Annotated in this window: 17 protein-coding genes and 1 pseudogene; 8 read left to right on the top strand and 10 right to left on the bottom strand. The window is 61.1% G+C overall.

Translation table 11 applies throughout. The annotated features are described in order from the left end of the window. The 3 genes from groEL to ABYW26_RS03360 all read right to left on the bottom strand — a co-directional run. Positions 1-673: chaperonin GroEL (gene groEL, locus ABYW26_RS03370; protein WP_372603371.1), on the bottom strand; the 673-nt coding region annotated here is incomplete at its 3' end. 45 nt (positions 674-718) lie between these two features. Then, positions 719-1,006: a co-chaperone GroES gene (locus ABYW26_RS03365; protein WP_372603370.1), complete on the bottom strand. Its 288-nt coding sequence runs from the start codon at positions 1,004-1,006 to the stop codon at positions 719-721. 163 nt (positions 1,007-1,169) lie between these two features. Beyond that, positions 1,170-1,853, bottom strand: a complete 684-nt coding sequence (locus ABYW26_RS03360; RefSeq protein ID WP_372603369.1) for a DUF2161 domain-containing phosphodiesterase — start codon at positions 1,851-1,853, stop codon at positions 1,170-1,172. A gap of 158 nt (positions 1,854-2,011) precedes the next feature. Here ABYW26_RS03360 and ABYW26_RS03355 point away from each other — a divergent pair, with 158 nt between their 5' ends. From ABYW26_RS03355 to ABYW26_RS03325, 7 genes are all read left to right on the top strand, one after another. After that, positions 2,012-2,932, top strand: coding sequence for a manganese-dependent inorganic pyrophosphatase (locus tag ABYW26_RS03355; protein ID WP_372603368.1), 921 nt, complete (start codon positions 2,012-2,014; stop codon positions 2,930-2,932). Positions 2,933-2,989: 57 nt separating this feature from the next. After that, entirely contained in the window at positions 2,990-3,352 is a 363-nt protein-coding gene (locus ABYW26_RS03350; protein WP_372603367.1) for a DUF1294 domain-containing protein, read from the top strand. A 109-nt stretch (positions 3,353-3,461) separates the two neighbouring features. Next, a complete protein-coding gene (locus ABYW26_RS03345) occupies positions 3,462-3,833 on the top strand; it encodes a hypothetical protein (RefSeq protein WP_372603366.1) in 372 nt (123 codons plus the stop codon). 11 nt (positions 3,834-3,844) lie between these two features. Next, positions 3,845-4,717: a TIGR01459 family HAD-type hydrolase gene (locus ABYW26_RS03340; RefSeq protein WP_372603365.1), complete on the top strand. Its 873-nt coding sequence runs from the start codon at positions 3,845-3,847 to the stop codon at positions 4,715-4,717. 122 nt (positions 4,718-4,839) lie between these two features. Continuing rightward, positions 4,840-5,286, top strand: coding sequence for a MaoC family dehydratase (locus ABYW26_RS03335; protein ID WP_372603363.1), 447 nt, complete (start codon positions 4,840-4,842; stop codon positions 5,284-5,286). 31 nt (positions 5,287-5,317) lie between these two features. Continuing rightward, positions 5,318-6,256, top strand: coding sequence for a bifunctional riboflavin kinase/FAD synthetase (locus tag ABYW26_RS03330; RefSeq protein ID WP_372603361.1), 939 nt, complete (start codon positions 5,318-5,320; stop codon positions 6,254-6,256). Further along, entirely contained in the window at positions 6,253-6,726 is a 474-nt protein-coding gene (locus ABYW26_RS03325; RefSeq protein WP_372603360.1) for a YcgN family cysteine cluster protein, read from the top strand. The genes ABYW26_RS03330 and ABYW26_RS03325 overlap by 4 nt, the downstream gene beginning before the upstream one ends. A 4-nt stretch (positions 6,727-6,730) precedes the next feature. Here the strand turns inward: ABYW26_RS03325 and ABYW26_RS03320 are convergent, their stop codons facing one another. Then, a complete protein-coding gene (locus tag ABYW26_RS03320) occupies positions 6,731-7,543 on the bottom strand; it encodes an alpha/beta fold hydrolase (RefSeq protein ID WP_372603359.1) in 813 nt (270 codons plus the stop codon). Beyond that, positions 7,543-8,142, bottom strand: a complete 600-nt coding sequence (locus ABYW26_RS03315) for a 2-hydroxychromene-2-carboxylate isomerase (RefSeq protein ID WP_372603357.1) — start codon at positions 8,140-8,142, stop codon at positions 7,543-7,545. The genes ABYW26_RS03320 and ABYW26_RS03315 overlap by 1 nt, the downstream gene beginning before the upstream one ends. 105 nt (positions 8,143-8,247) lie before the next feature. On the opposite strand from ABYW26_RS03315, the gene ABYW26_RS03310 reads away from it, so the two are divergent. Beyond that, positions 8,248-9,270 carry a ribose-phosphate pyrophosphokinase gene (locus ABYW26_RS03310; RefSeq protein WP_372603356.1) on the top strand — a complete coding sequence of 341 codons (1,023 nt, stop codon included), beginning with the start codon at positions 8,248-8,250 and terminating at the stop codon, positions 9,268-9,270. Between the two features lie 12 nt (positions 9,271-9,282). On the opposite strand, the gene ABYW26_RS03305 is transcribed toward ABYW26_RS03310, so the two are convergent. From ABYW26_RS03305 to ABYW26_RS03285, 5 genes and pseudogenes are all read right to left on the bottom strand, one after another. After that, complete coding sequence (locus tag ABYW26_RS03305) at positions 9,283-9,633, bottom strand: H-type lectin domain-containing protein (RefSeq protein WP_372603355.1); 351 nt, start codon at positions 9,631-9,633, stop codon at positions 9,283-9,285. A gap of 117 nt (positions 9,634-9,750) precedes the next feature. Further along, entirely contained in the window at positions 9,751-10,146 is a 396-nt protein-coding gene (locus ABYW26_RS03300; RefSeq protein ID WP_372603354.1) for a F0F1 ATP synthase subunit epsilon, read from the bottom strand. A 10-nt stretch (positions 10,147-10,156) separates the two neighbouring features. Continuing rightward, positions 10,157-11,581: a F0F1 ATP synthase subunit beta gene (gene atpD, locus ABYW26_RS03295; protein WP_372603353.1), complete on the bottom strand. Its 1,425-nt coding sequence runs from the start codon at positions 11,579-11,581 to the stop codon at positions 10,157-10,159. Between the two features lie 18 nt (positions 11,582-11,599). Beyond that, a complete protein-coding gene (locus ABYW26_RS03290) occupies positions 11,600-12,472 on the bottom strand; it encodes a F0F1 ATP synthase subunit gamma (protein ID WP_372603352.1) in 873 nt (290 codons plus the stop codon). Between the two features lie 21 nt (positions 12,473-12,493). Continuing rightward, positions 12,494-13,064, bottom strand: a pseudogene (locus ABYW26_RS03285) (F0F1 ATP synthase subunit alpha); the annotation flags it as partial.

Genomic DNA, 13,064 nt, shown 5'->3' with positions numbered 1-13,064 from the left:
TCTCGTGCAGCAGGATCAGACAGTCTTCCAGATCAGCGATCATCTTGTCGGGGTTGGTGACAAAATAGGGCGACAGGTAGCCGCGATCGAACTGCATGCCTTCGACAACAGTGGTCTCGGTTTCCAGACCTTTGTTTTCTTCGACGGTGATCACGCCTTCGTTGCCGACTTTCTGCATCGCATCAGCGATCTGACGACCGATTTCAGCTTCGCCGTTGGCCGAAATGGTGCCGACCTGGGCAACTTCGGCGCTGTCGGTCACGGGACGGGCAGCGGCTTTGATGGCTTCGACGACTTTGGCGGTGGCCAGGTCGATGCCGCGCTTCAGGTCCATCGGGTTCATGCCAGCGGCAACCGCTTTCATGCCTTCGCGAACGATGGCCTGAGCCAGAACGGTGGCGGTGGTGGTGCCGTCACCGGCCTCGTCATTGGTGCGCGAGGCGACTTCTTTGACCATCTGGGCGCCCATGTTCTCGAACCGGTCTTCCAGTTCGATCTCTTTGGCTACGGTCACGCCGTCCTTGGTGATGCGCGGGGCACCGAACGACTTTTCGATCACAACATTACGGCCTTTCGGGCCGAGGGTCACTTTTACCGCATCAGCGAGAATGTTCACGCCTCTCAGCATGCGGTTGCGGGCATCGGTGTTAAACTTGACGTCCTTAGCAGCCATTTTGCTTGCTCCTGGTTGTCTTGAATTTCAATTAGCTACGACGGCTCAGGCGATAATGCCGAGGATGTCGCTTTCCTTCATGATCAGCAGTTCCTGACCATCAAGGGTGATCTCGGTGCCCGACCATTTGCCGAACAGAACCTTGTCACCAGCTTTGACAGCGGGCGTGATCAGTTCGCCCGAGTCCTTACGGGCGCCTTCGCCAACAGCTACGACTTCGCCTTCGGCCGGTTTTTCTTTCGCGCTATCGGGGATAATCAGGCCACCTTTGGTCTTTTCATCGCTCTCAACGCGGCGGACCACTACACGGTCATGCAACGGAGTGAATGCCATTTCTGAACGCTCCTTGGTTCATGTTAATTTCTGTATTAGCACTCACCTCGTCCGAGTGCTAACGGAGCGTAGTTAAGGGTCTGCCCGACCCGAGTCAACAGCGTCGTTGTGAAAATCTTCCGGGCCTCGGACCGCTGCCAAATATGCCGCATTGCAGCATTTTTTAGTTTGACACGGCCCCGGCGGCAGAATGGGTTTTCAGCGCCTCGTGACCCTTGGGGGTCAGGGCGTAAATGCCGGTCGCGACGCGCTCGAACCAGCCATAGTGATCGGCGGCCATGATCCGGGTCGCGGTCGGCACATCGCAGGTGCGGGCGACATGAGCGCCCTTACTGGGCCCCTCGGCCGCCAGATGCGCCGCACAACGCAGCGCGTCCTGCCGATAAGCGGTCATGATCGTTGCGCGGGTCATGCCGCCGGTGTTCGGATCGCCGACCCGCCGCGCGAATTCGCGCAGCAACCGCTGTTGCGCGGGTTTGGATTTGCGCGGCTGATAGGGCCCCGGGTCCAGATGCGGCTCGACCAGCCCGTCGCGCAGCCGCACCGTCAACAGCCCCAGCCCCAGCCGCTTGCACAGCGCCAGGTTCTCGGACAGCGCGCGGGCAAAGCGCCGCCCCTGCCCGCGCGGCACGGCGACATAGACCAGATCGCTGATCTTTTGCCGCTCGATCCCCTGATGGATCAGGCTCAGTGTGAACCCGGTTTTCATCTCGACGATCACCGGCTGTTCCTCGGCGCGAATGGCCACCAGATCGGCCGAGGCGACCTCGGATTTCACCTCATAGCCCTGCGCCTGAAGAAACGCCTTGAGCGGCGGATAAAGGTCGGTTTCGCGGGGCTTGCTCATGCCCGCACTATTCCCCGCCGACGGCCCACAGGCAAGCGCCCCATTTTTTCGCGGCAGTGCAGCATTTGTGCCGCAGATGTCAGCGCTAGCGTGCGTGACATAAGCCGCCGCCGCGCCTATAACGGCGCGGAAACCGACACAAACCCGGATTAAATCACATGACCATCACTGTTCTCGGCCACAAATCCCCCGACACCGACTCGACCGGCTCGCCCATCGTCTGGGCCTGGTATCTGACCGAAGTGAAAGGCACCCCCGCCGCCGCCAAGCTGCTGGGCGAGCCCAACACCGAAGCCGCCTTTGTGCTGAACCGCTGGAATCTGGACAAGCCGGAAATCATTTCGGGCGTAGACGCCGGCAAGCCGGTGGTCATCGTCGACACCAACAACCCGGCCGAGCTGCCCGATGGCATCAACGACGCAGACATCATCGCGATCATCGACCACCACAAGCTGGTTGGCGGTCTGGAAACCAAAGGCCCGATCGACATCACCGTGCGCCCCTGGGCCTGCACCGCGACCATCATGTATGACCTGATGGGCGACGACGCCGCCAAGATGCCCGACGCGATCAAGGGCGCCGCCCTGTCCTGCATCATCTCGGACACGCTGGAGTTCCGCTCGCCGACGACCACCGACAAGGACCGCGAAGTCGTGGCCAAGCTGGCCGCCGAGCTGGGCGTCGACGTGGCCTCGTATGCCGCTGAGATGTTCGAAGCCAAATCCGACGTCTCGGCCTTCTCGGATGCCGAACTGCTGCGGATGGACTCGAAAGAATACAACGTCGACGGCAAGGAATTCCGCGTTTCGGTTCTGGAAACCACCGCGCCGAAACTGATCCTCGACCGCAAGGACAGCCTGATGTCGGCCATGGTCAATGTGGCCGCCGAAGACGGTGCCGATCAGGTGCTGCTGTTCGTCGTCGACATCCTGAACGAAGAAGCCACCCTGCTGGTTCCGAACGATCTGGTGAAAGCCGTGGCCGAGAAATCCTTTGGCGCGACGGTCTCGGGCGATCTGGTTGTGCTGCCGGGCGTGATGAGCCGCAAAAAACAGATCATCCCCAACCTCAAGGTTTGATCCGGCTTCGTATGAGTTGAGGGGCGCCCGGCCGGGCGCCCTTTTTTTGAGTAATACATGGGTGCTACGATGTGGATACTCGCACTGCTTGGCGTGAATCTGTGGTCCCTCGCCCTGTTCGCATGGGACAAGTCTCAGGCCCGACGATACGGCTGGCGGGTCTCGGAGTTCAGCTTTCTGCTGCTCGCGGCCTGCGGCGGATGGCCAGCGTTGAAACTGGGGCAGCGCCTGCTCCGCCACAAGACACGGAAACAGCCGTTTGGGCGTCAGATGAACCTGATGATCGGGGTGAACTTGCTATTGGCGGTGACGGTTTGGATACTGCTGTCCACCGAGGCCGGGCTGCCTTTTCCTGACACCCCCTCCAAGGCGCCGAACAAGCCGACCACCCATCGTTTTTTCCAAAGCGTCGGGGGCTAAGCGCCCCGAACCTCAAGGTTTGATCTTTCCGGCACCCGCCGCATACCGCATAAAGGGGCGCAAATCAGCGCCCCTTTTTTGTTGCGCTCAAGCCAAGGCCCGTTCGCGTATGAGTTACGATCAGACCCTCAGATATTTCACATGGCTGTCGGGCGCGCTGGTTATCGTGCTGTTCGGACTGCCGTGGCTGGCGCTGACGCTGTTCGGGCTGGATCAGGGCACCGCGCCCGAGGTCATCACCCGCCGCGCCGGCATCCTGTTCCTTGGCTTTTTCCTGCTGGCCCCCGCCCTGCGGCGGGTTCAGGACAGCACCACCCGCCGGATGATCAGCCGCGCCCTTGCCGTGATGATGCTGGTTATGGCCGGTCTTGGCATGGCCGAATGGGGTCTGGGTCGCGCCGGGCCGGGCCTGATACTGGCCAGCATCACCGAACTGGCGTTCTGCCTTGCTTTCCTGCGCCTGATGAAACACCCCGACTAACCGGAGCCCCCATGACCCGCATCATTCAATCCCTCGCCGAAATCTCGGCCCCTTACGAGGCGCTGTTCGTCGATTTGTGGGGCTGTGTTCATAACGGCTTTGCCCCGTTCCCGACGGCGGTTCAGGCGCTGAAGGATTACCGCGCCAAGGGCGGGATCGTGGTGCTGGTCACGAACTCGCCACGGCACCGCGGTGCGGTGGAAAAGCAGCTTGCCAAGATCGGCGTTGATCCCGATGCATGGGACGGCATCGCCACCTCGGGCGACAGCGCCCGCGCGGCGATGTTCGAGGGCGTTGTCGGTGAAAAGGTGTTTTTCATCGGCGACCCGAAAGAGACCAGCTTTTTCGACCCGATCAAGATCGTCGAGAACCCCGCCCAGATCCAGCGCGTGCCGCTGACCGAGGCCGAGGGCATCGTCTGCACCGGCCCGTTCGATCCGACCGCCGACCCGCGCGAGCTGGAACCGCAGCTGATCTATGCCAAGAACAAGGGCATGAAACTGCTTTGCGCCAACCCCGATATCGTCGTCGATCGCGGCGAAGTCCGGGAATGGTGTGCCGGCGCTGTTGCCCAGCTTTATACCGAGATGGGCGGCGAAAGCCTGTATTTCGGCAAGCCGCATCCGCCGATCTATGATCTGGCCCGGCGTCGTCTGGCGCAATTGGCCAAGGTGCCGGATGACGGCATCCTGTGCATTGGCGATGGCATCGGCACCGATATTCTGGGCGCCATGGGCGAGGATCTGGATTGCCTGTTCATCACCGGCGGTCTGGCGGCCGATGAAACCCGCACCACCGGCGGGCAACCGGACCCCGAGGCGCTGGAACGATTTCTGGCCAAGGCGCAAAGCGCGCCGATGTTCTCGATCGGGATGCTACGCTAAACGGTCGCGCAATATCATTGCGCCATTTCGGCCACATCATACCAATTGTTGCGCGCGTAATTTGAAAAGTCGTGCGACATAAGCTATCCCGCATCGCGAAACGACTCATGGAAGGCGCCACAATGACCACCGACACAATCCAGCGCGGCACGATCTATCTTGAAGATATGGAAATCGGCATGACCCGCAGTCTGACCAAGGAAATCACCGACCGCGACATCGAGATGTTCGCCGAGGTTTCCACCGATCATAACCCGGTTCATCTGGATGACGATTACGCCAAGGGCACCATCTTCAAGGGCCGTATCGCTCACGGAATGCTGACCGCCGGGCTGATCTCGGCGATTCTGGGCGAGCAGATGCCGGGGCATGGCACGATCTACATGAAACAGTCGCTTGAGTTCCTTGCGCCGGTCCGTCCGGGGCAGGTTGTGACGGCCAGCGTGACCATCAAGGATATTGATACCGCCAAAAGCCGCGTAACCCTTGATTGTCAGTGCGTGGTAGGCGAAAAGGTCGTGCTGAAAGGCGAGGCGCAAGTAATGGCGCCGCGTCGTACCAAGGGCTGACACGCTGCCGGTTCCGGCAGGTCGGGGAATGATGAAGACCTTTACCTCCTGGACCGGACTGACTCCGAACGATCGCGGCGCTGCCGTCGCGATCGGTAATTTCGACGGTGTGCATCTTGGCCATCAGCGCGTCATCGAAATCGCCCGCGCCGCCGCGCAAGCCAATTCCGCACCGCTGGGCATTCTGACGTTCGAGCCGCACCCGCGCGAATTCTTTGCCCCCGACGCGCCCCCCTTCCGCCTGATGAATGCCGAGGCCAAGGCCAACCGTCTGGCCAAGCTGGGGGTGCAACACCTGTTCCAGTTCCCGTTCGATGCGGTCATGGCCTCGCTGACGCCCGAGGATTTCGCGCGCGAGGTTCTGTCTGACGGTCTGGGCCTGAGCCATGTGGTGATCGGGGCCGATTTCTGTTTCGGCAAGGGCCGCAAAGGCTCGGTCGCTGATCTGCAACGCTTTGGCGCCGAGATGGGGTTTGGCGTCACTGCGGTGGAATTGCTGGCGGGCGAAACCGGCGCTGTGTCCTCGACCGCGATCCGCAACGCCCTGACCGAAGGCCTCCCGCGCGACGCGGCGGCGATGCTGGGCCACTGGCACCGGATCGAAGGCGCCGTGGTGCATGGGGAAAAGCGCGGGCGCGAGCTGGGCTTTCCCACCGCCAACATGTCGATTGCCGGGCTGCACCCGCCGAAATTCGGGGTCTATGCCGTCAAGGTCGATGTGCTGACCGGCCCGCATACCGGCACCTATAGCGGCGCGGCCTCGATCGGGGTGCGGCCGATGTTCGGGCAGAACCTGCCGAATTGCGAAACCTTCCTGTTCGATTTCTCGGGCGATCTCTATGACCAGCACCTGTCGGTGGCTTTGGTCGATTTCCTGCGGCCCGAGATGGCGTTTGACGGGCTTGATCCGCTGATCGCCCAGATGACCAGAGATTGCGACCGCGCCCGCAAGATCCTGTCCGCATTATGAGCCGCGATCCGATCAACCGCGACGGCCTGCGCGACAAGTTCTGGGAGCGGGTGCCGCTGAAGAACCTGACCCCGCGTGAATGGGAAGCCCTGTGCGACGGCTGTGGCAAATGCTGCCTGAACAAGCTGGAGGACGAGGAAACCGCCGAGGTGGTGTTCACCCGCGTCGCTTGCCGCCTGCTGGATGACAGCACCTGCCGCTGCGCCCATTACGAGGTCCGCAAGACCATCGTGCCGGAATGCGTTGTGCTGAAACCGTCGAACCTGTCGGAAATCGCCTATTGGATGCCCCGGACCTGCGCCTATCGGCTGCTGCACGAGGGCAAGCCGCTGTATGACTGGCACCCGCTGATTTCCGGCACTTCCGAGTCGGTGCATCAGGCCGGGATCTCGGTTCAGGGCTGGACCGTGCCGGAAATGGATGTCCCGGTCGAGGATTGGGAAGACTATATTCTGGACGAGGACGTCTAGACCGTCAGGTGCTGGACAGGAACGCCTTGATCGCGTCGGCGGTCAGATGCGGATGGGTCAGCGGCAGCATATGCCCGGCGCCGGGGATCACCTCGTGGCGGGTATGCGGCAGGCGCATCTGCAAGGCCTCGATGATGGCCGAGACCACCGGCTGCGTCCGTTCGCCCTGAACCAGCAACACCGGCACATCCAGAGATTCAAACCGCCCCGGATCAAGCAGGCCGTCCTTGTCGTGGAAATGCACCGCGTTTCCGGCCCGGATGAACTTGATACCGCGGGCATATTGCGCCCGCAGAAAGTCCGGCAGGTCCTGCCACGGAATATCGACACCCCAACTGGCGGCAAATTCCTCGGCCGCCGCATCCAGATGGCCGGATTCAAGCTTGCACATCAGGCCGGTGTTGATCGCAAGCTCGGCGTCATACAGCGCGCTACCGTGGATCGCGGCAAAGAACACCGGCTCGATCAGGATCAGGCGGCGGATCAGACCGGGCTGTTTGATCGCAAGGTTCAGCGCCGCCGTGGCCCCGAAGGAATGCCCGATAAGATCGACCTTGGCCCCCGCAGGCACCAAGGACGCCGCCATGTCCGAGGTCCGGTCCACCACGTCGGCCTGCCCGTCCTCGACCCACTCACCGCTGTTGCCATGCCCCGGCAGGTCGAACACCCGCGCGGTCCAGACCTCGGTCATCTGGCGCAGCATGCCGTGCCAGCTGCGCCCCCGGCCCAGCGAGCAATGGATCAGCACCGCCGGTTGCGGGCCTTGGCCCAGTTCGTCCCATTCGGTCAGGTGACCGCCGCGCATTTCCAGCGGCATCAAAGTTTGCCTTGCAGGAACAGCTCCAGATCCTCAAGCCGGTCCTGCCCCCAGAACCCTTCGCCCCCGTCGACCACATAGAACGGTGAGCCGAACACCCCGGCCGAGACCGCCTCTTCCAGATTGCGGGCATAGGTTTCCGCCCCCAGCAGCAGGCCCTTGTCGGCCAGCGCCGGATCGAACCCCGCCGCTGACAGGCAATCGCGCACCACCGCATCGTCAGCGATGTCCTTGTCCTCGGCCCAGCAGGCCCGCAGGATGCTATGCGTCAGCGCCCCGACATCCCCACCCCCGGCGGCCTGCGCCGCGATGATCGCATACGAGGACGGTGCCGCGTTGGTCGGGAAATGCGCCGGTTGAACATTGATCGGCAAACCGGTCTTGGTCGATTGGCGGCGCAGCTCGGCCAGCCGATAGGCCCTGCGGTTCTCGTGGCGCTGCGGCAGCGGCACACCGCCGGTGCGCGGAAACAGCGCGACAATATCCATCGGCTTATAGGTGATAGTTGCGTCGTTCGCGGCGGCAATCTGCTCAAGCCGCAGGCCAGCGAGGTAGGTAAACGGCGATACTGTCGAAAAGTAGTAGTCAATATGGGACATTTTCCCACCTCCATCCGGCACAAGGTTTGCAAGACCGTAACCGGGTGATAAGCGGTGTCAACGTCACGAATCTGTCACCTGACACCGACTCTGGGGACCAGCGCCATGCCTATTACCACCGAACCGAAACTGATTTCCGGCAATGCCAACCGCCCGTTGGCGACGGCAATCGCCCGGCGCATCTCGATGCATCGCGGCGCCAATATCGGCCTTGTCGATGCGCGGGTCGAACGGTTCAACGATCAGGAAATCTTTGTCGAGGTTTACGAGAACGTCCGCGGCGAGGATATGTTCATCATCCAGCCGACCTCGAACCCGGCCAATGACAACCTGATGGAACTGCTGATCATCTCGGACGCGATGCGCCGCTCATCCGCGGGCCGCATCACCGCCGTGATCCCCTATTTCGGCTATGCCCGTCAGGACCGCCGCACCAAGGCGCGGACGCCGATCTCGGCCAAGCTGGTCGCCAACCTGATCGCCGAAGCCGGGATCGAACGGGTTCTGACCATGGACCTGCACGCCGCGCAGATTCAGGGCTTTTTCGACCTGCCGGTGGACAACCTTTATGCCTCGCCGGTGTTTGCGCTGGACATCAAGCACCACTTCAAAGGCCAGATGGAAGACATCATGGTCGTGTCGCCCGACGTGGGTGGCGTGGCCCGTGCCCGCGAACTGGCACAACGGATCGGCGCGCCGCTGTCGATCGTCGACAAGCGCCGCGAAAAGCCGGGCGAAGTTGCCGAGATGACCGTGATCGGGAATGTCTCGGGCAAGAAATGTATCATCGTCGATGACATCTGCGACACCGCCGGCACCCTGTGCAAAGCCGCCGAAGTCCTGATGGAAGCCGGCGCGACCGAGGTGCACGCCTATATCTCGCATGGTGTCCTGTCCGGCCCCGCGGTCGAGCGGATCAGCAAATCGGTGATGAAAAATCTGGTCATCACGGATTCGATCGAAGCAACCGAAGCCGTCCGGAACACCCCGAACATCCGCATCGTTCCGACCGCACCGATGTTCGCACAGGCGATCCTGAACATCTGGCACGGCACCAGCGTGTCGTCGCTGTTCGACACTGAAACGCTGATGCCGATCTACGAAGGCCTGTATTCGGTCAATCCGTAAGCCGATCCGGGATCATCCCAGATCCCAGTCGTCCTCGTGACGCAGCGGGCCGATTGCAGTCCAGTCGGCCCGGATGCGCGCCACCCGCGTATCGCCCCATGTCTTGAACAGGATCACAAAGCCGGTTTCGGTCACGTCTTCGGACGAGATATCGGCGCGGAAATTGGTTTTCTGGTCCAGATCCCACATCGAAATGCTGACATGCACCGACGGCGGCGCCGTGAACGGCTGCGAGAACGTCACCGTGCTGCGTGTCGAGCGAGCACCCGAGCCGGCCCACATCTCGCCGCCGTGCTCGAAATCAGAGAACAGAATGGTGCTGCCCTGATCGACGCCAATACAGTGACTGTTAATTCGTTTCATTCCTGCCTCCGGGCCTTCGGCGACAGTAGCAACAAATTCTGAATTTTTTTAGGCGAAAAAGAAAAGGCCCCGCAATCGCAGGGCCTTTTGCTAATCTTATCAACCTGAAAGCAGGCCTTAGCTCATTACGTCCATCAGATGCACAAGGTCAGCGACGAATTTCTCGGCGCCATCCTTGTCTTCGGCTGCAGCCGCTTGCGCACGGGCACGAGCGTCTTCCAGCACATCCATCAGGTCGTCTTTGGTCACTTCGTGGCCCGCATGGGCGCGCTCGGCGATCACGGAAACCGCCGACGAGGTCACTTCGACGAAACCGCTGGTGACGACAAAGTCTTTGTCGCCATCGGACGTTTTCACCCGAACGATACCCGGACGCAAGGTGGTGATGACCGGGCTGTGACCCGGCATCGCCGTCAGGTCGCCTTCGGCGCCGGGGATCTGGACCTCGGTCGCCTCGAACGAAGCGAGGCTTCGTTCGGGCGATACCAGATCAAATTGCATGGTCTCAGCCATTGATCACTCCTTAGGCTGCTTCAGCAGCCATTTTCTCGGCTTTGGCGATCACTTCGTCGATGTCACCGACCATGTAGAACGCCGCTTCGGGCAGGTGGTCATATTCGCCGGCCACAACCGCCTTGAACGAGGCGATGGTTTTTTCCAGCGGAACCTGAACACCATCCGAACCGGTGAACACTTTTGCCACGTCGAAGGGCTGCGACAGGAAGCGCTGAAGTTTCCGGGCACGGGCCACGGTCAGCTTATCTTCTTCCGACAGTTCGTCCATGCCAAGGATGGCGATGATGTCCTGCAGCGACTTGTAGCGCTGGAGGATCTGCTGAACGTCGGTCGCAACCTTGTAGTGCTCATCACCCACAACGGCGGGATCAAGCAGACGCGAGGTCGAGTCGAGCGGGTCAACGGCCGGGTAGATACCCAGTTCCGAAATCGCACGCGACAGAACGGTGGTGGCGTCAAGGTGGGCAAACGAGGTTGCCGGCGCGGGGTCGGTAAGGTCATCCGCGGGAACGTAGATGGCCTGAACCGAGGTGATCGAGCCAGCCTTGGTCGAGGTGATGCGTTCCTGCAGGGCGCCCATGTCGGTTGCCAGCGTCGGCTGATAACCCACAGCCGAAGGAATACGGCCCAGAAGTGCCGACACCTCGGAACCCGCTTGGGTGAAGCGGAAGATGTTGTCGACGAAGAACAGAACGTCGGTCCCGGACTGATCGCGGAACTGTTCTGCAAGGGTCAGACCCGACAGAGCAACACGCATACGCGCACCCGGCGGTTCGTTCATCTGACCGTAAACCAGGGCCACTTTGGATTTCTCCAGATCGTCGGGAACGATAACGCCCGATTCGATCATTTCGTGATACAGGTCGTTGCCTTCACGGGTCCGTTCACCAACACCAGCGAACACCGAGAAACCCGAGTGCACTTTTGCGATGTTGTTGATCAGTTCCATGATCAGAACGGTTTTGCCCACGCCGGCGCCGCCGAACAGGCCGATCTTACCACCCTTCGAGTAGGGGGCCAGAAGGTCGATAACCTTGATGCCGGTCACCAGAATGTCCGAAGTCGTCGACTGCTCGGCGAATTCCGGAGCGGGCTGGTGGATCGCACGCCGTTCAGTTGCAACCACATCGCCTTTTTCGTCCACCGGCTCGCCGATGACGTTCAGGATGCGGCCCAGGGTCGCGTTGCCAACCGGCACCGAGATCGGTGCGCCGGTGTCGGTCACAACCGCACCACGGACCAGACCTTCGGTCGCGTCCATAGCGATGGTACGAACAGTGTTCTCACCAAGGTGCTGTGCAACCTCAAGAACCAGGTTGCGGCCATTGTTGTCGGTGTTAAGCGCGTTCAGAATCTGGGGAAGTGAATCCTCGAACTGAACGTCCACAACGGCGCCGATGACCTGGGTCACTTTGCCTTTTGCTGCTGCCATGTCGTTTCTCCGGTTCCTTTAGAGCGCCTCGGCGCCCGAAATAATTTCGATAAGCTCGTTGGTGATGACGGCCTGACGCGAACGGTTAAATTCGATGGTCAGTTTGTCGATCATTTCGCCAGCGTTGCGCGTGGCGTTGTCCATCGCGCTCATCCGGGCGCCTTGTTCGGACGCGCCGTTTTCCAGCAGGGCGGTGAAGATCTGAGTTGCCACACCGCGTGGCAGCAGATCCGCCAGGATCCCCTCTTCCGACGGTTCATAGTCGTAGAGGTTGTTCTCGGCACCTTCGGCCGCTTCATACGATGCCGGGATGATCTGCAGCGCCGTCGGGATCTGGCTGATCACCGACTGGAACTGGTTGTAAAAGACCGTCGCAACATCGAATTCGCCGGCATCAAAACGGATCAGCACGTCCTTCGCGATGTCCAGCGCATTGGCATAACCAAGGCGTTTGACTTCGCTCAGATCAACGTGACCGACGAACAGGTCCGCAAAGTCGCGGCGCAGCTGTTCACGGCCCTTTTTGCCGACCGTCAGGATTTTCACCGTTTTGCCAGCGGCCTGAAGCTCGGCGATCTTCGTGCGGGCCAGGCGCACGATCGTCGAGTTAAAGCCGCCGCACAGACCGCGCTCGGCGGTCATGACAACGAGAAGCTGAACCCGGTCGCTGCCGGTCCCCGAAAGCAATTTTGGGGCATCGTTCGACCCGGCCGCCGAGGAAGCCAGACCGCCCATAACGGCGTTCATGGCTTCGGCATAGGGACGCGCGCTTTCGGCAGCTTCCTGGGCGCGGCGGAGTTTAGCCGCCGCGACCATCTGCATGGCCTTCGTGATCTTCCGCGTCGACTTGACGCTTTCGATCCGGTTTTTAAGGTCCTTAAGGCTTGGCATCTATCCAGTCCTTACCCGCCCTCAGGCGAAGTCTTTCGCGAATTCGTCGAGCGCTGCTTTGATTTTGTCTTCCAGCTCACCTTTGACCTTGCGGTCGTTGTTGGTGATGTCTGCCAGCAGGTCGGCATGTTTCTGACGCAGATGGGCCAGCAGGCCAGCCTCGAAGCGGCCGACTTCCTTGACGCCGATCTTGTCGAGATAGCCTTTGGTGCCCGCGTAGATCACGCAAACGATCTCGGCATTGGTCAGCGGCGAATACTGAGCTTGCTTCATCAGCTCGGTCAGACGTGCACCACGGTTCAGCAAGCGCTGGGTGGCGGCGTCGAGGTCCGAACCGAACTGAGCGAACGCAGCCATCTCACGATACTGAGCCAGTTCCAGTTTAACCGGGCCGGCAACCGACTTCATCGCGTCGGTCTGAGCCGACGAACCCACGCGCGACACCGACAGACCGGTGTTCACAGCAGGACGGATGCCTTGGTAGAACAGTTCCGTTTCCAGGAAGATCTGGCCATCGGTGATCGAGATCACGTTGGTCGGAATAAAGGCCGACACGTCACCGCCCTGGGTCTCGATGATCGGCAGCGCGGTC

Source organism: Actibacterium sp. (genome assembly GCF_041584535.1).
Lineage (GTDB): Bacteria > Pseudomonadota > Alphaproteobacteria > Rhodobacterales > Rhodobacteraceae > Actibacterium_D.
Note: the sequence above shows the minus strand (reverse complement) of the source record. Positions and strands in the feature narration are given on the sequence as shown.